The organism is Streptomyces venezuelae (assembly GCF_008642335.1).
Taxonomy (GTDB): Bacteria; Actinomycetota; Actinomycetes; order Streptomycetales; family Streptomycetaceae; genus Streptomyces; species Streptomyces venezuelae_F.
The window spans coordinates 7,272,292-7,297,203 of the sequence record NZ_CP029191.1 but is presented as its reverse complement, the minus strand read 5'-3'; the positions used below and the strand labels follow the sequence as shown (position 1 = coordinate 7,297,203).

Annotated in this window: 23 protein-coding genes and 1 riboswitch; of the genes, 3 read left to right on the top strand and 20 right to left on the bottom strand. The window is 71.9% G+C overall.

Annotation, left to right across the window (positions count from 1 at the left end):
* Positions 1–49 precede the first annotated feature (49 nt).
* The 5 genes from DEJ49_RS32350 to DEJ49_RS32330 form a co-directional block, all read right to left on the bottom strand.
* Positions 50–1,237 carry a thiolase family protein gene (locus DEJ49_RS32350; protein ID WP_150188625.1) on the bottom strand — a complete coding sequence of 396 codons (1,188 nt, stop codon included), beginning with the start codon at positions 1,235–1,237 and terminating at the stop codon, positions 50–52.
* 135 nt (positions 1,238–1,372) lie between these two features.
* Entirely contained in the window at positions 1,373–2,593 is a 1,221-nt protein-coding gene (locus DEJ49_RS32345) for an NAD(P)/FAD-dependent oxidoreductase (RefSeq protein WP_150187392.1), read from the bottom strand.
* A complete protein-coding gene (locus DEJ49_RS32340; RefSeq protein WP_150187391.1) occupies positions 2,590–4,005 on the bottom strand; it encodes an FAD-dependent oxidoreductase in 1,416 nt (471 codons plus the stop codon). The genes DEJ49_RS32345 and DEJ49_RS32340 overlap by 4 nt, the downstream gene beginning before the upstream one ends.
* Complete coding sequence (locus DEJ49_RS32335) at positions 4,005–5,465, bottom strand: FGGY family carbohydrate kinase (protein ID WP_223833072.1); 1,461 nt, start codon at positions 5,463–5,465, stop codon at positions 4,005–4,007. Before DEJ49_RS32335 ends, DEJ49_RS32340 begins: the two co-directional genes overlap by 1 nt.
* A gap of 59 nt (positions 5,466–5,524) precedes the next feature.
* A complete protein-coding gene (locus tag DEJ49_RS32330; protein WP_150187390.1) occupies positions 5,525–6,010 on the bottom strand; it encodes a MarR family winged helix-turn-helix transcriptional regulator in 486 nt (161 codons plus the stop codon).
* Positions 6,011–6,100: 90 nt separating this feature from the next.
* Here DEJ49_RS32330 and DEJ49_RS32325 point away from each other — a divergent pair, with 90 nt between their 5' ends.
* Positions 6,101–6,469 carry a VOC family protein gene (locus tag DEJ49_RS32325; protein ID WP_150187389.1) on the top strand — a complete coding sequence of 123 codons (369 nt, stop codon included), beginning with the start codon at positions 6,101–6,103 and terminating at the stop codon, positions 6,467–6,469.
* On the opposite strand, the gene DEJ49_RS32320 is transcribed toward DEJ49_RS32325, so the two are convergent.
* Both DEJ49_RS32320 and DEJ49_RS32315 read right to left on the bottom strand, forming a co-directional pair.
* On the bottom strand, positions 6,447–7,979 hold the full coding sequence (locus DEJ49_RS32320) for an MFS transporter (protein WP_223833071.1): 1,533 nt from the start codon (positions 7,977–7,979) through the stop codon (positions 6,447–6,449). The genes DEJ49_RS32325 and DEJ49_RS32320 overlap by 23 nt on opposite strands.
* On the bottom strand, positions 7,976–8,761 hold the full coding sequence (locus tag DEJ49_RS32315) for a GntR family transcriptional regulator (protein WP_223833070.1): 786 nt from the start codon (positions 8,759–8,761) through the stop codon (positions 7,976–7,978). The genes DEJ49_RS32320 and DEJ49_RS32315 overlap by 4 nt, the downstream gene beginning before the upstream one ends.
* Before the next feature lie 255 nt (positions 8,762–9,016).
* Between DEJ49_RS32315 and DEJ49_RS32310 the strand changes: the two genes are divergently transcribed.
* A complete protein-coding gene (locus tag DEJ49_RS32310; RefSeq protein ID WP_223833069.1) occupies positions 9,017–10,603 on the top strand; it encodes an amidohydrolase family protein in 1,587 nt (528 codons plus the stop codon).
* Here the strand turns inward: DEJ49_RS32310 and DEJ49_RS32305 are convergent.
* The 13 genes from DEJ49_RS32305 to DEJ49_RS32245 form a co-directional block, all read right to left on the bottom strand.
* Complete coding sequence (locus tag DEJ49_RS32305; RefSeq protein WP_150187387.1) at positions 10,600–12,120, bottom strand: FG-GAP-like repeat-containing protein; 1,521 nt, start codon at positions 12,118–12,120, stop codon at positions 10,600–10,602. The genes DEJ49_RS32310 and DEJ49_RS32305 overlap by 4 nt on opposite strands.
* 113 nt (positions 12,121–12,233) lie before the next feature.
* The gene (locus DEJ49_RS32300) at positions 12,234–12,518 is read right to left on the bottom strand and encodes a DUF3253 domain-containing protein (protein WP_150187386.1); all 285 of its coding nucleotides are present in this window, start codon (positions 12,516–12,518) and stop codon (positions 12,234–12,236) included.
* A 15-nt stretch (positions 12,519–12,533) separates the two neighbouring features.
* The gene (locus DEJ49_RS32295; RefSeq protein WP_150187385.1) at positions 12,534–13,088 is read right to left on the bottom strand and encodes a GNAT family N-acetyltransferase; all 555 of its coding nucleotides are present in this window, start codon (positions 13,086–13,088) and stop codon (positions 12,534–12,536) included.
* A 33-nt stretch (positions 13,089–13,121) separates the two neighbouring features.
* A complete protein-coding gene (locus DEJ49_RS32290) occupies positions 13,122–13,868 on the bottom strand; it encodes an SDR family oxidoreductase (RefSeq protein ID WP_150187384.1) in 747 nt (248 codons plus the stop codon).
* A gap of 99 nt (positions 13,869–13,967) precedes the next feature.
* Positions 13,968–14,288, bottom strand: a complete 321-nt coding sequence (locus DEJ49_RS32285; RefSeq protein WP_150187383.1) for a hypothetical protein — start codon at positions 14,286–14,288, stop codon at positions 13,968–13,970.
* A 44-nt stretch (positions 14,289–14,332) separates the two neighbouring features.
* Positions 14,333–14,442, bottom strand: a riboswitch (SAM riboswitch).
* 22 nt (positions 14,443–14,464) lie between these two features.
* Positions 14,465–15,823: a radical SAM protein gene (locus DEJ49_RS32280; RefSeq protein ID WP_150187382.1), complete on the bottom strand. Its 1,359-nt coding sequence runs from the start codon at positions 15,821–15,823 to the stop codon at positions 14,465–14,467.
* 45 nt (positions 15,824–15,868) lie between these two features.
* Entirely contained in the window at positions 15,869–16,915 is a 1,047-nt protein-coding gene (locus tag DEJ49_RS32275) for a Gfo/Idh/MocA family protein (RefSeq protein ID WP_150187381.1), read from the bottom strand.
* On the bottom strand, positions 16,912–17,949 hold the full coding sequence (locus DEJ49_RS32270) for a Gfo/Idh/MocA family protein (protein WP_150187380.1): 1,038 nt from the start codon (positions 17,947–17,949) through the stop codon (positions 16,912–16,914). The genes DEJ49_RS32275 and DEJ49_RS32270 overlap by 4 nt, the downstream gene beginning before the upstream one ends.
* Before the next feature lie 38 nt (positions 17,950–17,987).
* A complete protein-coding gene (locus DEJ49_RS32265) occupies positions 17,988–18,821 on the bottom strand; it encodes a carbohydrate ABC transporter permease (protein ID WP_150187379.1) in 834 nt (277 codons plus the stop codon).
* Positions 18,814–19,761 carry a carbohydrate ABC transporter permease gene (locus tag DEJ49_RS32260; protein ID WP_150187378.1) on the bottom strand — a complete coding sequence of 316 codons (948 nt, stop codon included), beginning with the start codon at positions 19,759–19,761 and terminating at the stop codon, positions 18,814–18,816. Before DEJ49_RS32260 ends, DEJ49_RS32265 begins: the two co-directional genes overlap by 8 nt.
* Complete coding sequence (locus DEJ49_RS32255; protein ID WP_190329510.1) at positions 19,758–21,014, bottom strand: ABC transporter substrate-binding protein; 1,257 nt, start codon at positions 21,012–21,014, stop codon at positions 19,758–19,760. Before DEJ49_RS32255 ends, DEJ49_RS32260 begins: the two co-directional genes overlap by 4 nt.
* A gap of 66 nt (positions 21,015–21,080) precedes the next feature.
* On the bottom strand, positions 21,081–22,223 hold the full coding sequence (locus DEJ49_RS32250) for an ROK family transcriptional regulator (RefSeq protein WP_150187377.1): 1,143 nt from the start codon (positions 22,221–22,223) through the stop codon (positions 21,081–21,083).
* Between the two features lie 143 nt (positions 22,224–22,366).
* On the bottom strand, positions 22,367–23,467 hold the full coding sequence (locus DEJ49_RS32245; RefSeq protein WP_150187376.1) for an amidinotransferase: 1,101 nt from the start codon (positions 23,465–23,467) through the stop codon (positions 22,367–22,369).
* 283 nt (positions 23,468–23,750) lie between these two features.
* Between DEJ49_RS32245 and DEJ49_RS32240 the strand changes: the two genes are divergently transcribed.
* The gene (locus DEJ49_RS32240) at positions 23,751–24,839 is read left to right on the top strand and encodes a mechanosensitive ion channel family protein (protein ID WP_150187375.1); all 1,089 of its coding nucleotides are present in this window, start codon (positions 23,751–23,753) and stop codon (positions 24,837–24,839) included.
* Positions 24,840–24,912: the final 73 nt, after the last annotated feature.

Genomic DNA, 24,912 nt, shown 5'->3' with positions numbered 1-24,912 from the left:
CGGGGGCTGTTCTCGACGGCGGCCGGTCGGGCCGCCGTCGAACAGGCTCTCAGTCGCGCTCGACCAGGAGCGCGCTGCCCTGGCCGACGCCGACGCACATGGTGGCGAGGCCGCGCGCGGCGCCCGTGCGGCGCAGCCGGTGCAGCAGGGTGGTGAGGATGCGGGCGCCCGAGCAGCCGAGGGGATGGCCCAGGGCGATCGCTCCGCCGGACGGGTTGACGAGCTCGGGGTCGATGCCGAGGGCGTCGACGCAGGCGAGCGCCTGGGCGGCGAAGGCCTCGTTGAACTCGGCTTCCTGCAGGTCGTCGACGTTCCAGCCGACGCGGGCGAGCACCTTCCGCGTGGCCGGGACGGGGCCGATGCCCATGACGTCCGGGTGGACGCCCGCCGACGCGCCGGCCGCGTACCGCCCGAGGGATTCGAGGCCGAGGTCGTTCAGGGCTTCCTCGCTGACGATCAGGAGCCCGGCCGCACCGTCGTTCATCGGCGACGCGTTGCCCGCGGTGACGGTGCCGTCCTTGCGGAAGACGGGGCGCAGGCCGCTGAGCTTCTCGTACGAGGTGTCCTCGCGGACGCATTCGTCCGTGTCGACGACGGTGCCGTCCGGTCGCGTGACGGGGAGCAGCTCGTCGTCGAAGTGGCCGTTCTTTCGGGCGGCGGCCGCGTACTGGTGGCTGCGGAGCGCGAAGGCGTCCTGGCGTTCGCGCGAGACGCCGTACCGCTCCGCGACCTCCTCGGCGGTCTCGCCCATCGCGAGGACGCCGTGCAGGTCCTTCATCATCGGGTTGGTGAGCCGCCAGCCGAGGCGGGTGTCGGCGGTCTCCATGCGGTGCGGCAGCGCCTCGTCGGGGCGGGGCAGCACGAAGGGGGCGCGGCTCATCGACTCGGAGCCGCCCGCGAGGACGATGTCCGCCTCGCCCGCGGCGACGGTGCGCGCGGCGGTCGTGACGGCTTCGAGACCCGAGGCGCAGAGCCGGTTGACGGTCGCGCCGGGCACGGATTCGGGGAGCCCGGCGAGGAGGGCGGCCATCCTCGCGACGTTGCGGTTGTCCTCCCCCGCCTGGTTGGCGGCGCCCCAGTAGATGTCGTCGATCCGCGCGGGATCGAGCTGGGGGATGTCGGCGAGGAGTCCCTTCACGACGGCCGCCGCGAGGTCGTCGGGGCGTACGGAGGAGAGGGCGCCGCGGAGCTTCCCGATGGGGGTGCGGCGGGCGGCGGCGAAGTGGACGGTGCGCACGATACGGCTCCGGATCGTTCTGCGGGTCACGCTGCTTCGGTGGTACGTAAATTAGCGCTGCTAGTTTTGGAGTCTATGCGGGGGGTGGGGTTCAGGGGAAGAGCCCCCCGCGCCGCGCCGGAGGGCGTACGGGTGTCAGCCGAGGGCGATGCGGACCGCGCCGCCCCTGGCGTCCACGCGGCCCGTCCAGTCCCCCGCTACCCGGAAGGGGCGGTTCGGGACGGCCGGGCGGCGGGAGCGCGTGCGGTGCAGGGTTCTGCCGTCCTGCGTGATCACCAGCGCCGGACGCGCGGCGAACTCGGTCGTGCGGAGGGTGAACGCGCCGGGCGGGTCGTCCGGCGTGAGGCGGTTCGGGGCGATCCAGGCGAGCGGCGCCGCGACCCGCAGCCGTACCGAAGCCGAGGGCCAGTCGCCGTCGGAGAGGTAGCGCCGCACGGCCTCCGCCGCCAGCGTCCCCTCGCGCGCCACCGCACGTGCCGGTTCGGCGGCGTGCAGCACATTGCCCACCGCGAAGACACCGCGCCCGTCCGTGCGGAACGCGCCGTCGACCGCCGGGCCGCGCGTGCCGGGGTCCAGCAACAGGCCCGCGCGCCGGGCCAGTTCGTGGTCGGGGACGAAGTCGCCGGTGAAGACGACGGTGTCGCAGGCGACGTGCGCCGTCCTGCCGTCCCGGTGCCGGAGCCCGACGCCGGAGAGCCGGCCGCGGCCGACGAGCTCCACCACCGTGGCGTCCGTGAGCACGGGCACGCCGTGCCGCAGCCGCGCGTCGAGGGCGCGGGCCGGGCGTGCCTGGTGGCGCGGGTGCTCGGTGACGAGCGCGGCGACGGCGACGCCCGCCCGGCGCAGCGTGTCCAGGGCGGTGAAGCTCACCGGTTCCGCGCCGACGACGACGGCACGCGTCCCGATGCGCTGCCGGTGGAGGTCGGCGGCCTGCTGGAGCTCGCCCGTGGTGTACACCCCGGCGGGCCGGGTGCCGGGGACGAGACGGGCGGCACGCGGGCGCTCGCGGGCGCCGGTGGCGAGCACGACCGCGCGGGCGGTGATGCGCTCCAGGCCCCGGGGGCTCGTGGTGTCGACGGTGAGCGGCGCCGCCCACGCCGTCACGCTGACGCCGGTCCGCAGCACGGCGCCGGTGCCCACGGCCGCCGCCACGCAGCGCTCCGCGTACTGCGGTCCCGTCATCCCGAGACGTCCGAAGCCGCCGTGCAGACAGTGCCGCGGTATGCCGCCGGCCTGCCGCTCCCGGTCCACCACCTCGACCTCGCCGACGCCCGCCGCGGCGAGCCCGGCCGCCGTGGCGAGACCGGCGGGCCCCGCGCCGACGACCAGGACGTCGACGATGCGCTCGCGCCTCATCCGGTACCCATTTCCGCACCCCGTTCGTAGAGTTCCCGCACCTGGGCACCGCAGTAGAAGCCCTGGCAGCGTCCGTTCCGCGCCCGCGTGCGGCGCCGCAGGCCCTCCGGCGACCCCGGCGGGATCGTGGCCGCGAGCGCGTCGCGGATCTCGCCGCGCGTCACGCGCTCGCAGTGGCAGACGATCTCGCCGTACGCCGGGTCGGCCGCGATGAGGTCGGCGCGCCGATAGGGACGTGGGAAGGCCTCGCCTAGGTTGGGCATGCGGACCGGCTCCACGTCCCGGGGTGCGGAGAGGTCCAGGCCCGTGCCCGCGAGGAGTTCCGTGACGTGGGCGGCGATGGCCATGGAAGCGGTGAGGCCGGTCGAGCGGATGCCGCCGACGGTGACGTAACGCTGTTCCTTGTGCGCGCTGATGCGGTAGTCGTCCTGGTCGGTGGCGGCGCGCAGGCCCGCGTAGACCGCGGTGACCTCCTCGTCGAGCAGCTCCGGGAGGATGCGGTGGCCCTTCTCGCGCAGTGCGGCGATCCCCTCGGCCGTCGTGCCGGTGGCGGACTTGTCGTCCACCTCCTCGGCGGTGGGCCCGAGAAGAACGTTTCCGTGCACGGTCGGCGCCACGAGGACGCCCTTGCCGAGCGCCGTGGGGACGGGCAGCAGGATGTGGCGTACGAGGTCGCGGGCGAGCTTGTCGTAGACGATGAGCTGGCCCCGGCGCGGGGTGACGGTGAAGGCGTCGTGGCCGAGCAGCCGGTCGACGGTGTCGGCGTGCAGACCGGCGGCGTTGACGAGGTACCGGGTGCGCAGGGTGCCGCGGCCGGTCGTCAGAAGGTGGGCCTCCCCCGACGAACTCACACGCCCCACACGGCAGTTGAGCAGCAGGTCCACACCCGCGCGTACGGCCTGGGTCGCGTACGCGAGAGTGGTGGTCCAGGGACAGATGATGCTCTCGCCCGGGACGTCGAGCGCGCCGAGGGCGCCGGGGCCGAGGTGCGGCTCGCGTGCCCGGACCTCGGCGGGGCCGAGGAGGCGCGCCGCGTGGTAGCCGTTGCGTTCCGCCTTCGCCAACAGCTGTGGCAGAGCGGCGAGTTGTTCGTCGTCCCAGGCGACAAGGAGCGCGCCGACCGGCTCGACGGGGATCCCGGACTCGGCGGCGTACACGGCGAGCCTCGCCTGCCCCTCGCGGACCAGACGGGACTCCAGGGACCCGGGCACCGCGTCGAAGCCGGTGTGCAGGATCGCCGTGTTCGCCTTCGACGTGCCTTCACCGACGTCGTCGGCGGCCTCGACGAGGGCGATGCGCAGGCCTGGGTGGCGGGCCAGCTCGCGGGCGACGGCCGTGCCGACGACTCCGGCGCCGATGACGGTCACGTCGTACGTCACGTCCGGCGGCGCGCCGCGCCTGACCACGGCCATCAGGGCGTACGTTCCATGAGCGCCGACACCGCCGAGCGGAACCCGGCGAGACGTTCGGCGGCGAGGTCCGCTCCGATGCGCGGTTCGTAGACGGCGGCGGGCCGCCACTCCGGTACGGCGTCGGCGACCGTGAGGGTGGGGTCGATGCCGATGCGGGCGACGGCGGCGGCGCCGAGCGCGGTGACATCGGTCAACTCCGACACCTGGATGGGCAGTTGAAGCAGATCCGCCTGGGTCTGCATGAGGAGGGCCGACCGGGTCAGGCCGCCGTCGACGCGGAGGCTCGTCAACGGCTCCCCCATGTCCGCGGCCACGGCGTCGGCGAGCGCGACGACCTGCGCGGCGATGCCTTCGCACAGGGCGCGGACCAGGTGGCCCGCGGTGGTGTCGAGGCCGAGGCCGCTGATCGAACCGCGCAGGTCGCCGCGCCACCACGGCGCCGCGAGGCCGGCGAGCGCGGGCACGAAGGTGACGCCGCCCGCGTCGGGGACGGCCGAGCCGACGGGGTCGATGTCCTCGGCGCCCGCGATCACACCGAGGTCGGTGAGCCAGCGGACGGCGGACGCGGCGGTGTACACCTGCCCGTCGAGGCAGTAGCTGCTGCGGCCCGCGAGGCGCCAGGCGACGCAGCTGACCAGGCCGGAGTCGCCGCGGCGCGGGCGCGCACCGGTCTGGGCCAGCAGGAACGCCCCTGTCCCGTACGTGCACTTGGCGCTGCCCGGTGCGGTCACGTCCTGGGCGAGGAGGGCGGCCTGCTGGTCGACGATGAGGCCGGTGAGGGGGATCTCGGGACCGAAGGCGGTGGTGGTGCCGAACTCGCCCGCGGCGTCGACGACGCGGGGCAGGTGCTCGTCGCCGAGTCCGTAGAGTTCGAGGGCCCGCGGGGACCATTCGACGGTGTCGAGGTCGAGGAGCTGGGTGCGGCCGGCCGTCGCGGCGTCGGTGACGTAGGCACCGGTGAGGCGGTGGACGAGCCAGGCATCGCTGGTCGTGACGACACCCTGCCGGGTGCGGTGGCGACGTAGCCACGCCATTTTGGGCGCGGCGAAGTAGGGGTCGAGGGGCAGCCCGGTGAGGTGACGCAACTCGTCCTTGTGGTCGATGAGTTCTTCGCACACCGACTCGGCTCTGCGGTCCTGCCACACTAGGGCGTCGGTAAGGGGCCTGCCGGTCTCCGGGTCCCAGGCGAGAACGGTCTCGCCCTGGTTGGCGAGGCCGACGGCGGCGACCGGCTCCCCCGCGTCCGCGAGGGCCGCCCGCCCCGCTTCGACGACGGACGACAACAGCTCGGCGGGGTCCACCTCGACGAGCCCACCGGGAAGGAACCGGGGCCGCACCGGCGCGGCACCCGTTCCGATCACACCGCGTTCCGGGCAGACCACGAGGGCCTTGGTCCCGGATGTGCCCTGGTCCACGGCGAGCACGGGCCTTCGCGCCGGATCCCGCTCATGTGTGATCACCGCGGCAGCGTGCTACAGCGGCGAGGAGGGCGTCAAGGGACCGAAACGACAAGGGAGCGTCAGACCCGAACGGGCCGTGCGCCGCTGTCGCCGTCGCCGTGCCCGTCGCGCAGTGAACGCACCATGCTCTTCAGGCTCCGGAACGCGGCCTCCTGCTCGGTGTCGGTCATGCCCGCCAGCATGCGGACCTCGACGGACCGGACCGCCGCGGTCGCCTTCTCCAGGCTCCGCCGACCGCTCGGCGTGAGGCGCGCGGGGAGCGCCTTCCCGACGGGGGCCTCCGCGGGCCTGATCACGTATCCGTCCCGCTCCAGGGCCTGGAGCAGCACGTTCATCGTCTGCCGGGTCACGAACGCGCCGCGCGCGAGCTCGGAGTTCGACAGGCCAGGGCGCTGGGCCAGCAGTTCGAGGCAGGAGTAGTGCGTGACGCTCATCCCGAGCGGTCTCAGCACCTCCTCCATGGCGGCGCGCAGCGCGCTCGACGCCTCCTTCAGCAGGTAGCCCAGCGACTGGTCCAGGTCAATACCGGCACCCTTTTGACTCATGTCAGTATTCTGACATACCGTCGGCGTGTCAGTAATCTGACACAAAGTTTCGACACGAAGAGACGCAGTACGAAGAGAAGGAGCACCACCATGCCCGTCACCGGCCCCGACTTCATCTCGCTCCAGGCGCGCGACCTCGCCGAGTCCCAGGCGTTCTACGAGCAGTACCTCGGTGTCGTCCGCTCGCAGGCCGGACCTCCGCACGCCGTCGTCTTCGAGACGAAGCCGATCGCGTTCGCACTCCGCGAGGTCGTTCCCGGCACCGATCTCTCGTCCGTCCCGCAGCCCGGCGTCGGCGCGGCGATCTGGCTCCACGCCACCGGCGTCCAGGCCATCCACGACGCACTGGTGGCCGACGGTCACACCATCGTGTCCGCGCCGGTCGACGGGCCCTTCGGCCGTACGTTCACCTTCGCGGACCCCGACGGCTACCACATCACTCTCCACGACCGCGTCTGACCGGGTACCACGCGACGACCAGCGCGCCGACCGTCACCACCAGCACGGCCAGCACCCGCATCGCGGTGTCGAGGGCGGTGGTGAAGTCGGCGACGACCGCGTGCCGTAGCTCCGGCGCCGTCAACTCTCCTGCCGCCAGGGCCTGTTCCGCTGCCGGGACGGTCGTCGGCGCGTCGGTTCCCCGCAGCGGGGCCGGGAGGCCCGCGGTGAACATCTGCGTCACCACGCTGCCACTGACCGCCACACCCAGCGCGCTGCCCAGCTCCCGCGCCAGGCTCTGCAGACCGGAACCGACCCCGGCCCGGTGCGCGGGCAGCGCGGACATCATGCCGTGCGACAGCAGCGGCGTCGCCAGGCCGCATCCGGCGGCGGTGAGGGTCGCCCCGAGCGCGTACAGGGGGTACGGGGTGCTCGGGCCGACCAGCGACACCGTGCCCAGACCGGCCGCCAGCACGGCGAGCCCCGACCCGAGCGTCAGCCGCGGGCCGACGCGCCGCTCCAGGGCCACCGCGCAGCGCGGCGCGAGGAGCAGCGCCCCCGCCATCGGCAGCAGCCGCACCCCGGCCCCCAGCGGCGAGTAGCCCTTGGCGTACTGCAGGTACTGCCCATTGACGTAGAACAGGCCGAACATCCCCAGGAACACCAGCGCCATGCCGACCGCGCCCGCCCGCACCACGGGCACGGTGAACAGCCTTGGGTCCAGCATGGGATGTTCGCGCCGCAGCTCACGGACCGCCCAGACCGCCAGAAGCACCACCGCCGCCACGAACCCGGCCAGTACCCGTCCGCTGCCCCATCCGGCCTCCGGGCCGGACACGATGCCCGACAGGAGGGCCAGGAACCCGGCCGTCAGCAGGCCCGCCGACACCACCGACAGCGGACGGTCGTGCCGCGGCGGTGCCGGGGAGAACGCCCACACCAGGACGAGGGCCACGACGGACAGCGGCACCACGCACCAGAACAGCGCGCGCCACGACCCGAGTTGGAGCGCCGCGCCGCCGCCGACATTGCCAAGGACGGCCGCCAGACCCGTCATCGACGCCCACACCGCGACCAGCCGCGGCCGCCGGTGGGCCGGCGCGCCGCCCACCATCAGGGCGAGCGTCGTCGGCAGCACCGCCGCGGCACCCATGCCGCTCACCACCCGGCCCGCGATCACCACGCCGACGCTCGGCGCCACCGCACACAGCACGCAGCCCGCGGTGAACAGGCCCATGCCGGCCGCCAACACCCGTTTACGGCCGAGCCGGTCGGCGAGCGCGCCGCCCGGGATGAGCAGACAGGCGAAGAACACCACGTATCCGTCGACGACCCACATCACCGACTCCGCCGACGGGTGCAGGGCGCTGCGCGACAGTGCGGGCACGGCGAGATTGACGGCGGAGACCATGCCGACGACCAGGGTGACGCACAGGCACATCACCGCGACGGTCAGCGGGCCGGGGCCGGGAGCGGTCCCGGTGTCCGCGTTGCTGCCGGTGGCGGTGCCGGAGTTCGTACCGGTGCTCACCGTGCGTCCCCCGCCCGCACGAGTTCGGCCCTGAAGGCCAGCCGGTCGCCGCGGATGCGCAGGAACTCCAGGTCCACCGGCCGCCCGTCCGGCATCCGCGTCAGGCGTTCGACGGTGAACAGCGCCGAACCGGCCGGGATGTCGAGCAGCTCGCACGTGTGCGGGTCGCCGCCCACCGCGTGCATGGTGACGCTTGCCGAGCCGAGCCGGCCGCCGATGGACTGCTCGATGAGCCCGAACAGGTCCCGTCCCGCCAGGTCGACGGTGAGCAGCGGCTCCCCGATGTCCGCGGCGAGGTAGGTCAGGTCGAGGGAGAGCGGCACGCCGTCCAGCAGCCGCAGCCGTTCGATGTGGACCACCCGCCCGCCGTCGGGGACGTTCAGCCTGCGGGCCACGTCGCCGGGCGGCCGCACCAGGTCCGCGACGCGCACCTGATTGACCACCTCGCCGTGCGTGCCCAGCGTCTCCGCGAGGCCGGTAAGCCGCTCCAGGGTGTGCTCGTAGGGCCGCCGCACGATCACCGTGCCGACGCCCTGGCGCCGCTCGACCACGCCTTCGCCGCGCAGGACGCCCAGCGCCTCGCGCACGGTGTTGCGCGAGACCGCGAAGTCGGCGATCAGCGTCCGCTCGTCCGGCAGCATGCCCGACGCGAACGCGCCGGAGGCGATCTGACGGCGCAGCACCTCGGCGACCTGTCTGGCCCGGTCCGCACGGGTCCGCGGCCGGTTCCGCGGCATCCGCGGTGTCTGCTCGGTGGGCAGGGGGTTCATGGGGCCTGACATCCGTCGAAATTAGGACGCCAACATTTCCGTGACGTTACGCCACCTGCCCTGACCTGCGACAACGGTCGTGGCCTGCGGTGGGGCAGGGCGCGCGGACCAGTTCCGCCACCTTCACCGACGCCGCGAACGCCTCCTTCTCTTTCCATTTGCCGAAACCCTTGTTCCGCCTGACGGACTCGCCTAAGGTCAGCCGCTCCGGCCCGGCCGCCCCGTGCGGCCGGGCTTTCCCTGTGCGAAACGCCAAAGGAGCGTGCGGTGGAGAACGAGTACGCGGACGAGGGCCGTGGCATCGGCGTCGGCGTCGGCCGTGACGGCGACGGGTCGCGCGGCGTGGGACGTCGCAGTTTCGTCGTCGGGGCCGGACTTGCGGGCACCGGCGGCCTCCTCGGCGTCGGCGGAGCGGCACCCGCGGCCGCCGCCGAAGGCTCCCGACACGACGGGCCCGACAGCCGCGGCGCCTTCGGCCCCGACGACTTCCGCGCCCGTCGACTGCTGCTCGTACCCGATGTCGTCCTGCTCCCCGAGGGGCCCGTAAAGGACCGCGCGGTGCTCGTCCAGGACGGCACGTTCCGGGCCGTCGGGCCGGTCCGCGAGCTCACCGACGCGCACCGGAACGCCAAGAAGGTGCGCCTCAAGGGCCACCTGCTCATGCCCGGCTTCGTGGACGCGCACCACCACCTGACGCAGAGCTTCGGCAAGGCCCAGGCGTTCGGGCAGCCGTCGGAGATCTTCAAGACCGTCTGGGAGCCCCTGGAACACGCCCTGGACGAGGAGACCGCGCACCTCTCGGCGAAGCTCGCCGCCCTGGAGGCGCTGCGCGGCGGATTCACCACCGCCGCCGACGCCGGTACCCGCGCGCCCGTCGACGTGGGCGTCATCGCCGAGGCCGCCGAGGAGGCCGGGCTGCGCTGCGTCCTGTCGAAGGTCGTCTCGAACGGCAAGGGCGGCAAGGAGCACTTGGAGCGCTTCCAGGACTCCCGGCTGATACACCCCTCACTGGCGATACCCGTGCCGGAGGACGCCACCGCCGAGGTCCTGAAGAGGACCGCCGACCTGTGCGCGGACGCCGACGCGGTCTTCCAGGTCCACGTCAACGAGCACCTGGCCTCCGTGGAACGCTCCCTCAAGAGCGTGGGCCGACGCCCGTTGTCGTACCTGCACCACATCGGCGCCCTCAACGCGCACACCCTCGGCTCCCACGCCACGCTGCTCACCCCCGACGAGATGCGCATGCTCGCCGACACGGGGGCCGCGGTCAGCTACAACCCGGTCGCCAGCGCGTGGAAGGGCAACGCCGTCGCGCACGCCCTGATGTGGCACACCATGGGCATCCGCTTCGGCACCGGCACCGACGGCACGCGCGGCAACGGCTTCCGTCTGGTCGACGCCGCGGAGAGCGCGCAGCGGCTGTCGTACGGCCTGATGTCCGGCGACTCGGCGTGCGGCGCGGGCCGTGTGTGGCTCACCCACGCCACCTCGCTGAGCGCCGACGCCGTCGGACTCGGCAAGGTGACGGGCGAGATCGCCGTCGACAAGGCGGCCGACTTCCTCCTCGTCGACCTCCAGGTGCCCGAGCTCACGCCGTCGTACGACCTGTCGTGGGAGCTGGTCCGGTTCGCCGACCGCGACCAGATCAGCGCGGTCTTCGTGGACGGCAGGATGCGCCTCTGGCACGGCTGGCCCACCGACTGGGACGGGCGTGCGCTGGTCCGCAAGGCGGCCGAGACCGGGCCCGAGGTCGTGCGGCGGGCCCGGATCCAGCGGGTGGACCCGGACCCGGACCGCGCGGCCCGTGGGGGTGCGCGGGGAACCGGTGCGGTCCGGAATCAGGGGGATTCCTAAGGGATCACCGTTCCGGAGCCGTTGTCGCCGCTCAGGTTCAGGCCGAACAGCGCCTTCGCCGCCGGCGCCCCGATGTCGGTCGGGTTCTGCGCGGACGACCGGGAGGCCGTCAGACCGGCGGCGGCGCCGCGCAACAGCCACACCGCGCCGCCGTTCTTGACGGCGCCCAGGTCCTCGCCCGGCGCGCCCGCGACCAGGTCGGCCCTGCCGTCGCGGGTCACGTCGAGCAGCCGCACCGACCCGCCGAACACGTCGCCGGACTCCGCGACACCCGGCACGTCCGCCGTGTCCTGGTGGAACGCCTGGGCCCCCTTGCCGGTGAGCCCGTCCCTGCCGCCCTTGAGCAGCACCACGGCACCGGCCTTCGCCTTGGTCCCGATCGCCTCGCCGGGGACGCCGACGGCCAGGTCGGGGTATCCGTCGCCGTTCGCGTCGCCCGTGGCGAGGCGGCCGCCGAACTGGTCGCCCTTCTCGCTCGCCCCGGGCACCCCCGCGGTGTCCTGGGTGATCGTCTGCGTACGGGTCTGGCCGGGTCCGGACGACGAGCCGTAGTAGATCTTGACGGTGCCGGGGTCCTCCTCGGTGCCCTCGGTGTCGCCGTTCGGGAAGATCCGCGTCGCGAGGTCGGCGTTGCCGTCCTGGTCGAAGTCGGCGACCGCCGTAGCGGCCGACGAGGCGAGGCGCTGCGGGACGGTGGAAAGACCCGTCTTCGTGCCGAGCCACAGCTTGCCGCCCTCGGCGTGGTTCTCGTAGACGTAGAACGTCGCCAGGTCCTCGATGCCGTCGCCGTTGAAGTCGCCCGCCGCGGTCGAGTTGATGAAGTTGTCCGTGCTGTACACCTTCACCTGCTGCTCGCGGGCGGGGGCGCCGTCACGCCGGAAGGGGCCGTAGAGCACGTCGTGGTCATCGCGGTCCTCGCCGTTCTCCATGAACAGGTCCGCGTTCCCGTCGCCGTCGAAGTCGCCCGCGGTGATGTCCTCGCCGACCTGGGCTTTCGCCGGTGCGGGAAGGCGCACGGCGTCCTGGCCGGAGAGGCCGGTCCGCCGACCCCACAGGACGGTCACCGCTCCGCCGACGTTGTCCTCCGGCCGGTACTCGCGGCTCACCACCGCCAGATCGGTGAGGCCGTCGCCGTCCAGGTCGCGGGAGATCATCGCGTAGCCGAAGCCCTGGTTGTCGCCGGGGGCGCCGGGCACGCCGGGGGTGCTCTGGTCGATGACCGTGGTGCGCGCGAGGTCGAGGCCGTGCGCGGAGCCGTACCTGACGGTGATGTAGCCCGCCCAGGTGTGGCCGCCGACGGTCGCGCCGGGCGCGGCCACGGCGACGTCCTGGTATCCGTCGCCGTCGAAGTCCTCCCGGACAGTGGCCTGTTTTTCGGTGGCCTGTTGTCCGGTGGCCTTTCGTACGGTCGCTGCGGCGTCCTTCGCGGACGCGGCGCCTGCCAGGAGCGGCACGCCGAGCGAACCGATCAAAGCTGCGGCTACGGCGGTCGACAGGGTGGGTCGGCGGATGCCCACGGTTCCTCCTTGGGTGCACACGCGGTGGAAACACGTGCGCGCGGACGTGACTCATCTCGGAGACACGCGGAAACAACCGATGGTTGTGCGCGATACAGCGGGTGAACGGAGTCCTACCGGGTCCGGCGAATGCGGATCGGGCCGCGGGCCTGCGCCGGGTCGACCGGCTCGCCGCCCTGCGTGATCTCCACCTCGCCGGCCTCGACGAGGTTCCGAGCGGCGCGGCGGGCGGGCTCCATCAGCGCGCGCCAGCCGTCGTCGTCGCCTTCGTGGACCGCCCGCGCGGCGTCCGAGGGGCAGATCGTGGCACCCGGGGCACGGCGGTCCAGCAGCTCGAGGATGGTCTCTTCAAGGCGCCGCTCGGTCTTGCGCGACGACTGCCGCTCGTTCCGTGTCACCACGTCAGTCTCGCACTACAAGGGACGGTCGTTGAGGATCTTCTGGAAGAGCCGGTGGTCGCGCCAGGCGCCGTTGATGTAGAGGAAGGACGGCGCGACCCCGTACTCCTCGAACCCGCACTTCCTGAGCACGCGCTGCGACGCGGTGTTGTGCAGCAGGGTGCCCGCTTCGACGCGGTGCAGGCCGAGTTGGGTGTCCGCCGCCGCGCAGACGTGCCGCGCGGCGGCGGAGGCGAGGCCGCGGCCCACGTGTTCGGCGTCGATCCAGTAGCCGAGGTTCCCGCTGCGGGCCGGGCCGAGCACGATGTTCGAGACGGCCGCGTGGCCGACGATCTCGGCGCCGCTCACGAGCACCCAGTGCGCGGACCGGCCCGCCCGGCCGTCCGCCAGCTGCACCCGGACCCGCTCGGCCTGCCCCTCCGGGGTGTAGAAGGCGGCGGGCCGGTCCGGGTCCCAGGGGCCGAGGTGGTCGCGGTTGCGCCGGTAGGCGCGGGCGAGCGCCTCCGCGTCGTCGAGGGCGACGGGCCGGATGACGACGCCTTGCGTGAGGTCGACCGCTCCACTGATCATGTGCTCATCGTACGAGCGGTCGACCGGGGTGCGTCAGCGTCCGCCCGCGACGCGCAGCACGGTGCCGGTGGCGTACGAAGCCTCGTCCGAGAGCAGCCAGGCGACGGCCGCCGCGATCTCGGAGGGCTGTCCGGAGCGCCCGAGGGGGATACCGGCGGCGAGCTTCGCGGGCCGCTCCGGGTCGGCGTGGAACTCGGTCCAGATGACGCCGGGGGCGACGGCGTTGACGCGGATGCCGTCCCCGGCGACCTCCTTGGACAGGCCGACCGTCATGGTGTCGACGGCGCCCTTGGCGGCGGCGTAGTGGACGTACTCGCCGGGGGCGCCCAGCGTGGCGGCGGCGGACGAGACGTTGACGATGGCGCCGCCGTTGGCCTTCATGTCCCGTACCGCGCGCCGGGCGCAGAGCAGATAGCCGAGCACGTTCACTTCGAGCGCCCGGCGCATGCCGTCGGCGTCGGCGTCGGCGAGGGGGCCGACGGGGCCGCTGACCCCGGCGTTGTTGACCAGACCGGTGACCGGGCCGAGCTCGGCGGCGGCGTCGAAGAGGCGGTCGACGGACGCCTCGTCGGCGGTGTCGACCTCGACGGTGAGGCAGCGGCGTCCTGCCGCGCGGACGGCCTCCGCGGCCTGTTCGGCGGCGGCCGCGTTGGAGCGGTAGCCGATGACGACGTCGTGGCCGTCCTCGGCGAGACGGGCGCTGACAGCGGCGCCGATACCGCGGCTTCCGCCGGTGACGACGGTGACGGGGCTTGCGGGGCTGGCGGGGTGGTGCTGCACGGGGGACCTCCGGCTCTGGTGGCTGACTGTCGCGCCGCCCGGGCGCGGGGGTCGCCCGCGCCCGGATCACGCCGTCATCCTACGAACCGGTGATCTTGGTCAGCCGCGAGGGGCCTCGTGGTCGGCGGCGTCGTGGCGGACCTCGTGGCCGGTTCCCGCGGCCACCCCGACCAGGGTGGCGCCGGCCGTGTCGCACCGCAGCTTCAGCACGTTCCGGTGGGGCTGCCACTGGGCGAGGCCCTTGTGGTCGCGCAGCAGGCGGCGCAGGTGCTGCGGGTCGCGCGTCCACAGGGCCGCGGGCACACCCCTGGTCGGGCCGAGCACATGAAGAGCTATGCGGCCGTCGTCCGCGACGTCGTACGAGGACAGGAGCACATCGACCGAGGTGTCACGGGTGTCGTGCGCGGGAGAATGCGTCATGGGGCGCCTCCGAGGTCGTGGACCCCGGGTTTCGCCGACTCGGTGATCCGCCGTTCCCCGTGCACGTCGCACGGGGCGGGTCGTCACCCGGGGCACCCGCGACGGAGCGGGGTGCCGTCCAGCGAGCCGGGGCTTGACACTGGAACTCGTGACCCGCCCCGACCGTAACACGGGCCCTAGCGGGTCGTCGCGGGAGTAATCGCGTCCTCCGGAGCGGCCTTGTCCGCGGGCAGGCTGTCCATGAAGGAGCTGACCGAGAAGACCGCGTTGCCGGGGCCCGCGGGGCCGTAGCCGGGCGGCGAGCTGAGGCCGTTGGCCTCCATCGTCGCGCGGTAGGCCTCCAGGAGCCGCACGTGGTACTCCAGCGGCGCGCCCTGCGGGTTCGCCTTGCCGAGCGGAGTCGTGGGCTCCGGGCACCAGGTGGTGAAGCGGGGCGTGATGCCGCGCGACATGAAGTACTGCAGGCCCTCGACGGTGGAGTCGATGGCCTCGTCGACCGTCTTGAAGCCGAACGGCTCGGCCATCTCGACGCCCGCGACGAAGTTCGGGATCACGTTGCGCGGCCCGAACACCTCGGCGGAGTCCAGGATGCGGCGGTGCCACTCGTCACGGCCGACGTACCGCTCCTTGCCGGGGCAGTACCGCTCGAACAGGTACGGGTCCCAGACCTCGTAGTTCGGGTGGTAGATCCGCACTCCGTAGTCGTGGAAGCGCTGCACGTCCTCCTTGGGCAGCGCCTGGGCGACGACCTTGCCGATCCAGCGACCGGGGAAGCGCTCCTCGATGGCCTTCGCGTACTGCCCGTAGAAGTCGGCCTCGTCCTTGCCCTGGAGCCGCGTGGTGATGGCGCCGCCGGTGAGCGTGTACGCGGTGGACGACTTGTTCGTGTCGTACTTGTCGATGATGGCGAGGGCCTCGAGGACCTCGTCCATCGGCTTCACACCCGTGTAGGGGCGGCCCGCCGCCTTCTGCTGGCGCCAGTTGTGGTTGATGTCGCAGTACTGGCACTCCTCCTTGGCGCCGAAGTACTGGCAGACCCGGAAGACCGTCAGATAGATGAGGTAGCCCCATTGGATGGTGGGCGCCACCTCCATCACCGACTTGCCGTTCTCCAGCGTGTGCCGGTAGTAGTCCGGCATCGGGGGCAGGCCGACGTCGGAGATCCGCGCCCCGTCCAGGTACAGGCCGAGCACGCCGTTGTCGTCGGCGGCGACGCGGTAGGGCGAGGAGGGGTTGACGCGCACCGAGACGACGGTGCGGCGCAGCTCGTACGGGCCGCCGGTGAGGACGATCTCCTCCGGCGGGCGGCGCAGGGCCGCGGCGCCCAGTTCGGGCAGGGTGCCGTGGTCGAAGGAGAAGATGAAGTACGACTTCGGCTTGACCTCGCCGTTCTCGTTGTCGCTGAGCGCCGACTCGTCGAAGGCGATGCCGCCGCGCAGCAGATCCTCCTTGATCACGGCTTCCCGCGGCACGTGCGGGAACCGCTCCATGAGTGACTCGATGAGCTGGGTACGGCTCTCGCTGCGGCTTGGCATGGGCCGGGCACCTCGGATCCTGTTGGTCGATCTGTCCCGTCCACGCTAATACGCGCCCGATCCGTTCCGGCCCGCGGGCCACGGCAGGGAGACCGGGACTCCCCTGCGGGCCGACGCGTAGCCGGCCTCCACCACGCGCAGGGTGCGCAGGCCGCCCTCGCCGTCCGCGACGTCCATCGCGCCCTCCCCCGCCCCGTACAGGAACGCCCGCAGCATCAGCTCGTCCAGGTCCGCGCCGAAGGGCACCTCCGTGCCGCTGCCCCTGCGCTCGCTGAAGCCGTGCACCTTCTGGTCGAAGGCATCCATCTCCAGGGTGGCCCGTTCGCCGACGACGGTGAGTTCCAGGCCGCCCCACGAGTGGTGGGAGCGGGGGTGCGACCAGCTGCAGTCGATGGTGGCGACGGCGCCGTTGGAGTACGTCACGCTGACCAGGCCGCTGGTCTCGGCGGCGACCTCGTCGGCGTACAGGAGGTTGTTGGTCTGCGCGTACACCTCGATGGGCCTGGCTTCCGGGAAGAGGTCGTCGAGCAGGTCGGCGATGTGCACGGTGTGGTCCATGAGGGCGCCGCCGCCGGAGAGCGCGGGCTCGGCGAACCAGCGGCGGGCGCGGGTCGGCATGGCGCCGTTGTTCGCGCCGGACACGGCGAGGACCCGGCCCGCCTCGCCCGCCACGACGGCCGCCTTCACGGCCGCGTAGGCCGGGCTGAACCGCACCGGGTAGGCGACGGCGAGCCGCACGCCCGCGTCCCGGCAGGCGGCGACCATGGCCTCGCCGTCCTCGACCGTGGCGGCGAGGGGCTTCTCGCACAGGACGGGCACGCCCTGCGCGGCGGCGCGTTCGACCAGGGGCCGGTGCCGGACGTTCTCGGAGCAGACGATCACCGCGTCGGGGCCCCAGGCGAAGGCTTCGTCGTACGTGTCCGCGTACGCGACGTGCGCCGCGTCGGCGACCGCGCGGCCCCGCACCTCGCCGGGCGCCGCGAGGTCCGTGTCGGGGTCGCTGCCGAGGACGTCGACGCCGGGCATGCGGGAGAGCAGGCGCAGGTAGGTCGCCGCGTGGACGTGGGCGAACGACAGGACGGCGACCTTCATCGCGTGGCCTCCTCGGTGGTCTCAGTGGTCCTGGACATCTCGATGACGCGGCCCGTGCGGCTGGACTCCACGGCGGCCTCGGCGATCCGTACGGCCTCTATGCCGTCGCGGGTGCTCACCCTCGGTTCGGGCCCGCCGTCCTGCCAGGACGCGGCGAACTCGCGGAGTTCGGTGAGGAAGGGGCTCTCGGTCATGGGGCTGGTGGGGATGCCTTCGTTGGCGGCGCGGACCCCTTGGGCGGTGATCCGGAAGCCGGGCACGGCGGTGGAGTCGTGGTGCAGGAGGCCGTCGGCTCCCGCGACGCGGAACGTCGTGCGGAACTGCTGGTCGGGCAGGCCCCACAGGCCGTTGACGTGGCTGACGGCGCCCGAGGCGTGGGTGAGGACGGCCGACGCGGTGACGACCTCGGGCGGGGCGCCGGTGGCGTGCTCGACGCCGCGGGTCCGCGCGTGCACGCGGACCACGTCGCCCGCGAGCCAGCGGGCGATGTCGATGTCGTGCACCATCAGGTCCATGATGACGCCGCCGGACTGGGCGGGATCGCCGAACCAGGGCGCCCACTGGGGCCTCGCGCCGCCGCGCGTGAAGCGCAGCACCGCGGGTTCGCCGAGGTCGCCGCGGGTCACCGCCTCGTGCAGGGCGGCGTACGCGGGGAAGTAGCGCACCACATGGGCGGGGTGCAGGCGTACGCCTGCCGCGTCGGCGGCGGCGCCGATCTCCTCGGCGTCGCGGGCGGTGAGGGCGAGTGGTTTCTCGCAGACGACGTGGTGGCCCGCGGCGACGGCGGCGAGCGCGAGTTCCTTGTGGGTGGGGGTGGGGGTGCAGATGTCGACGGCGCCCGCGTCGGCGAGAAGGGTGCCGAGGTCGTCGACGGCCCGGACGTCGTGCCCGCGCTCGGCGTACTCCGACGCGAGTTTCTCCGCGGAGCCGTCGACGGTGTACACGCTCACCCGGGCACCTAGTGCCAGCCAGCCGGGCAGATGGGCGCGGGCGATGCCGCCGGCACCGAGCAGGCCGATGTGAAGCGATCGCATGGAGCCTCGCATGGAGGGGTGCTGCCTTTCCGTCGGAGTCAGCTCTTGGAGCCGGAGAGGGCGACGCTCTGGACGAAGTGCCGTTGCAGGAAGAGGTAGACGATCAGCATCGGCAGGCTGGCGATCAGCGAACCGGCCATCATCACCGGGTAGTTCGTCTCGTACTGCCCCTCCAGGGAAGTCAGCCCCGCGCTGATCGGCATCCTCTCCGGGTCGGTGTTGACGATCAGCGGCCACAACAGGTCGTTCCAGGACCACATGGCGGTGATGACGGCGAGCGCGGCCAGCGCGGGCCTGATCAGCGGCAGCATGATCGACCAGAAGATGCGGAAGGAGCCCGCGCCGTCGATGCGCGCGGCCTCCTCCAGCTCTTTGGGGAGCGTGAGGAAGAACTGGCGGAGCATGAACGTGCCGAAGGCGCTGAACATGCCGGGCAGGAAGAGCGCGGGCGCGGAGTTGAGCAGTCCGAGGGACTGGATGATGTCGTACTGCGGCAGGACGAGCAGGGAGCTCGGCACCATCAGGACGGACAGGAAAAGCGCGAACAGCACGTTGCGGCCGCGGAACCGCATGCGCGCGAACGCGTAGGCGGCGAGCGAACAGAACACGAGTTGTCCGACGGTGCGCCCGATGGTGTTGATCAGGCTGTTGGTGAGCATTTCGCGGAACGGCAGCGCGGTGAAGACCTCTTCGAAACTGTCCCAGTTCCAGTCCTTGGGCAGGAACGTGGGCGGCACCTGTGAGGTTTCCGCGAGGGTCTTCAGCGCGGTGAGCAGCTGCCACAGGAACGGGAAGACCATCACGAGCGCGCCGAACGAAAGCACGGCGTGCGTGGCGACGGATCCCGGGTCGATGCGCCTCCGGTCAGGCATAGTGCACCCACCTCTTCTGGATCCGGAACTGGAGATACGTGAGGGCCGCGATGACCAGCATCAGCAGGAAGGCGAGCGCGGCGGCGGCGCCCTGCGCGTTCTCGACGAACGCCCATTTGTAGAAGAGGCCGACGACGGACTGCGTATCGCCGATCGCGGGGTTCTTCTCGGCCATCATGATGTAGATCAGGTCGAACGTCTGCAGGGAATTGATCATGCAGATGACGGAGGCGAAGAAGATGGTCGGGCTGAGCAGCGGCAGCGTGATGGTGAAGAACCTGCGCAGCGGTCCCGCTCCGTCGAGTTCCGCGGCTTCGTAGTAGTCCTGCGGTATTCCTTTGACACCCGCCATGAAGATGACGAGGTAGTACCCGGTGGTGGACCAGACCATCACCGTGCCGATCGCGTAGACGGCCGTGGACGGATCGGAGACCCAGTAGTGCCGGTCGACGCCGAACCAACTGAGGATTTCGTTGACGAGCCCGAAGTCACCGTTGTAGAGCCAGTTCCAGACGAGGCCGACGGCGACGGGCAGCGTCACGAACGGGATGAAGTACAGGGCGCGGTAGACGGATACGCCGCGCAGTCCGCGCCGGTTCAGGAGCGACGCGACGACGATGGCGATCGGCAGTGCCATCAGCCCGATGACACAGTAGATGAGCGTGTTTCCGAGTGCCTGCCAGACGGTGACGTCCTTGACGACGCGCAGGTAGTTGTCGGTGCCTATGAAGGTGTGGCCGCCGAACGCGCCGAATTCGGTGAAGCTGAAGTACAGGGTCTGCAGGAGCGGCCAGAAGTAGAAGACGGCGAAGCCGAGGCCGAGCGGTGCGATGAACCAGTAGGCGGACCGCTGGTTGCGGGATCCTGGGCGGGTGCCGGACGCCGATGTCCGGCTGCGCCCGGCCGCCTTCGCGGCGGCCGTCGCGGGAAAGACACTCATGAGTCGCGTTCCTCCTTCAGGGCCCGGTCCATCTGCTCGCCCAGCGTGCGGGCGGCGCTCTCGATGCCGCCCTTGCCGCTGAACGCGGCGCCGAGCAACGGGTATTGGAGGTTCTCCCAGACGGCGGTGTTCTTGGAGCTCGGGTAGGGAACCGCGTACTCCTGCATCTCGATGAAGTGCTTGAGGTCGAATTCGGGCATCGACTTGATCCAGGCGTCCTGCGTTCCCTCGTACGAGGAGATGGTGGCGCCCGCCTTCGCCTGGATCTCGGCGGCTTCGCGTCCTGCCATGAAGTGCACGAACTTCCAGGCGGCCGCTTTCTTGTCGCTCTTGGCGGAGACGACGTTCGCCAGTCCGTGGATGATGGTGGCCCTGCGCTTCCCCTGCGGCAGGACGGCGATGCCGCCGTGGTCCTTGAGCGCGGGCACGGCGTACATCTGTCCGGCCATCGCGGAGAGGTCGTAGTTCATGGCGACCTTCTCCGACCAGTAGCGCACGCGCCCGACGGACTCGACCATCGCGCTCTGCGGGGGCGACCAGCCCCGGTCGACCATGTCGGTCAGGAAGCGCATCCCCTCGATGGACCGTTCGTCGCCGAAGCCCGAGCGGCCGTTCTCCAGGACGTAGCCGTCGGCCCCGCAGATGGCCGGATAGATCTTGATCTGCCGGTCCATCTCGGCGGCGAAGCCGTGCACGCGCCGGTGCGGGTCGGTGAGTTCGGCGGCCGCGTCGCGCACGTCGTCCCAGGTCCAGCTCGCGTCCGGGTAGGTGATGCCCGCCTTGTCGAAGAGCTGCTTGTTGTACCAGAGGCCGATGGTGTCGAAGTCCTTCGGCAGCCCGTACTGCGTGCCGCGGTAGGAGTAGAGCTTCACCAGGGCTTTCGGGTGACGGTCCACGGGGGTGGCGTCGGCCTTGATGTGTCCGGAGAGCGGTTCGAGGACGCCGTTGGCCGCGTACAGCTGGAAGTTGACGGCGTTCATCCAGAACACGTCGGGTGCGGTGCCGCCGCGCATGGACGTCTTGAGGGTCGTCCAGTAGCTCGCCCAGGGCGTCAGCTGGATGCGCACGGATATCTCCGGGTTCCGCTTCTCGAACGCGGCGATGATCCGCTCCATGCCCGGCACCTGCGCCGGGTCCCACATCCCGTACGAGAGCGTCGTCCTGCCACCGCTGTCCGTGCCGCCGCCCCCTCCGGAGCAGGCGGCGAGCAAGGGGGCCGCCACCGCCCCGCCGAGCAGAGTCCTTCTGCGCATGTGCGTCTTCGCCTCCCGATGAGTCGCCGGACGCCCCACGGTCCGCCCGCACAGGGCGGTCTGCCGCTACGGCGCCTTGTCCGCGAGCAGGTCCTCCTCCACCCGGTCGAGCGCCTTGCGCACGGCGCCGATGGCCACGCCCCGCTCGCCGAGCGTGCTCAGGGCGATGCGCGGGACGTGCAGGGTCATGGGGTGCAGCCGCTCCTCGAGCAGCGGCACCAGATGGTGGCCGACGGGGGTCGCGCCGCCGGTCAGCACGATCAGTTCCGGGTCGACGGCGAGCGCGAGCGCCGCGATGCCGGGGGCGAGCCGGCCGGCGAAGTCCGCGACGGCGGCCAGCGCCCTCGGGTCGCCACCGTCGGCCGCGCGGGCCAGCGCGGCGACCTCGGACTCGCCGGGGCGCCGCCCGTCCGAGCCCTCGTGCCACTTCAGGGCTTCCTGCGCGGTGCTCATGCCGAGCAGGGGCAGCATGCCGAGTTCACCGGCGCCGCCGCGCCTGCCCCGGTGGAGGCGCCCGCCGATGGTGAGGCTGCACGAGACGCGGTGCCCGGTCAGGACGCAGACGACGTCGCCCGCGAGGGTGGCGGCGCCCTGCCAACGCTCGGCGAGTACCGCGAGGTTCACGTCGTTCTCGACGAGGGTGTGGCCCGGTTCGCCGTCCTGCAGCAGCCGTCCGAGGTCGACTCCTGACCACTCGGGCACCACCACGGACGTCACGACGCCGCCCTTGTCGACGACGCCCGGCACGCCCACGCAGCGGGCGAGGACGGCGGCTCGGCGCGGGACGTGGGCGTCCAGGAAGGTCTCGACGCCGTGGCGCAGCAGGTCGAGGCGGGCGCTGCCGCCGAGTCCCGGGTCGATGTCGCCGCGGTGGGCGGCCAGGACGGTGCCGCCGAGGTCGGCGAGGAGCAGCACCATTTTGTGCAGCCCTATGTCGGCGCCGAGGACGTATCCGGCTTCGGTGCGGAAGCGGAAGCGGCGTGCGGGGCGGCCTGGCGCCCGCTCCCCCGCCTCCTCCGCGGACTCGCCGACGAGTCCGCGTTCGGCCAGTTCCTCGACGGCGGCTTCCACGGTGGGCCGGGAGAGGCCGGTGCTCGCGGCGAGTTCGGCGAGGGTGCGCGGGCTGCGGTGGTGCAGGGCGCGCAGCACGACGGTGGTGTTCAGCCGCCGCAGGGCGATCAGATCGTGCCCCCGTGCCCCGTTTCGCATCAGTCCTCATCCCGGTTCCGCGTGGCGGCAGCCCGGTTGACGGGCCACGACGTCCGGCGCCGCACGGAATTAGGGAGGAGACTTGCATAACCGTCGCGGGCGGGGAACCCCTCCGGCAACGGTCGGTGGAACCCGGCCGTGACTCAGTCGACGTACGTTTCGAGCGTGCCCCGTCGGCGTACGTCGAGGGTGGCGCAGTGGAACGAGCCGCCGAACGGCGCGTAGTGGAGCAGGTCGCACGGGATCGGCTCGAACCCCCACGCCTCGAGCGCGCGCAGCATGCCCGTGTGGTGCCGCTCCGCGATCACGCGTTTCTCGTCGAGCATCAGCACGTTCATGCTGAGCCACTTGCCGCACATCGAGGTCATCCTCAGCACGCGTTCGTCGATCGGATCGGGCTCCGGGGCGACCAGGACGTCCCAGGAGTTCAGCACGTCGGGGAGGCGGTCGACGTCGACGTACTCGGGATTGACGAGCACCTTGCCGGGCGCGAGCAGGACGAACGTGGTGTCGATGTGCATGGGGACACGGCAGCGGCTCTCGATCTCGTGGACGCGGTACTCGGGCCCGAGATGGCGGCGCAGCCATTCGATGCCCATCAGGTTGGTGACGTTGCTCCGCGTCACGAAGAGATCGCGGCCCGCGCGCATGAAGTCCGCGGCGTCGAAGACCGGCTCGAACTCGGTGAGGACGTAGCGCATGGGCTCGCCGTCCTCCGGCGGACGGAAGTCCTCCTCGAACAGCGCGTCGGTGAGCTGCGGTTTGGGCGCGGACGTCCAGCGCGCGCCGCGCCGGAAGTAGTCCTTGAGGAGTTCGCGGTAGGAGTACGTCTCGAAGTACCGGCAGGGCCAGGCCATCGGCGTCTCGATGATCTCGTCGCCGACGACGAGCATGCCGTCCCGGGGACAGGCGTTGCAGAAGCCGCGTGACGTCCAGTCAGGAGTGGCGAAGTCGCGCTTGTGCTCGACGGCGGCAGGGCGGGTGACGGTGACGCCGAGGGACTCCAGGAGTGCGACGAAGCCGTCGAGTTCGGCCTGCGCGGGTTCGAGCAGGCGCTTGGGATACGTGTGCCCCGCGGCGAGGCCTTGCAGTCGGGCCGCCCAGGGCGGGATGTTGCAGGCCACGACCGGGTGGCTGGACGGGATCGTCGCGCCGTCGAGGCGGCCGACGACGACTTCCTCCAGCGGATCCCACTCGTTGTGCGAACTGACGGGCGATACGAGCGTTTTGTGCACTGGACCCATGTCCCCTGCTCTACCACGTGTCGCGCGTCCCACTCGACAGACGTGGCCGGTCTGTGAAGATCCGGACAGGGGTACGCGCACCTCCTGTGCCCGGATGGGGCAGGATGACGTCCGCGCCGGGTGGAGCTCCTGGAGGCAGTCGACGTGACTCCCGATGTCGTGCTCCCGCCCCGGCGTGACCGCACCCCCCGAAACAAGCAGGTAACCACGTGACGACACATCACATACGCCGCGTCCAGGCGCGTATGCAGGCGCACTCCCCCCGGACGACGGGAGCGAACCGATGAACCGTGCGCTCACCCTGCACGACTGGATCACGGCGGGCATCGCGGTGGCCGCGGGCGTCGTGGCCGCTCTGCTGCTCCGCGCCCTGCTGCGCTGGCTGGGCGAGCGGGCCAGCAGGACCCGGTGGAGCGGCGACGACGTCATCGTCGACGCCCTGCGCACCCTCGTCCCCTGCGCGGCCATCGCCGCCGGGCTCGCCGCCGCGGCGGGCGCGCTGCCCCTCACGCCGCGCACCGGCCGCAACGTGACGACGGCGCTCACCGCGCTGCTCATCGTGGCGGGCACGCTGACGGCGGCCCGGATCGTCACCGGTCTGGTCAGGAGCGTGGCGCAGTCCCGCTCCGGCGTGGCCGGGTCGGCCACCATCTTCGTGAACATCACGCGCGTCGTCGTGCTGGCGATGGGCTTCCTCGTCGTCCTGCAGACCCTCGGCATCTCCATAGCCCCGCTGCTCACGGCGCTCGGCGTCGGCGGTCTCGCGGTGGCCCTCGCCCTCCAGGACACGCTCGCCAACCTCTTCGCGGGCGTGCACATCCTCGCGGCGAAGACCGTGCAGCCGGGTGACTACATCCAGCTCAGCAGCGGCGAGGAGGGCTACGTCGTCGACATCAACTGGCGCAACACGACCGTGCGCCAGCTCTCCAACAACCTCGTCATCATCCCCAACGCCAAGCTGGCGAGCACCAACATGACGAACTACAGCCGCCCCGAGCAGGAGCTGTCGATCACGGTGCAGGTCGGGGTGAGTTACGACAGTGACCTGGAGCAGGTCGAGAAGGTCACGACCGAGGTCGTGGACGAGGTGATGACCGACATCACGGGGGCGGTGCCCGACCACGAGGCGGCCATCCGCTTCCACACCTTCGGCGACTCGCGGATCAGCTTCACGGTGATCCTCGGTGTCGGGGAGTTCAGCGACCAGTACCGCATCAAGCACGAGTTCATCAAGCGCCTGCACCAGCGCTACCGCGCGGAGGGCATCCGGGTGCCCGCGCCCGCGCGCACGGTGACGGTTCAGCAGGGCGAGCTGCCGCCGCCGCTGGGCATCCCGCATCAGCGGGACGCATCGATCCCGACGCTGCACTAGCGGTCGTACGGGTTCACCCTCGGCCGAGTGGCCGACCGTTCGGTGGCGGGTGTCCGGGTCCCGTGGTCCACTC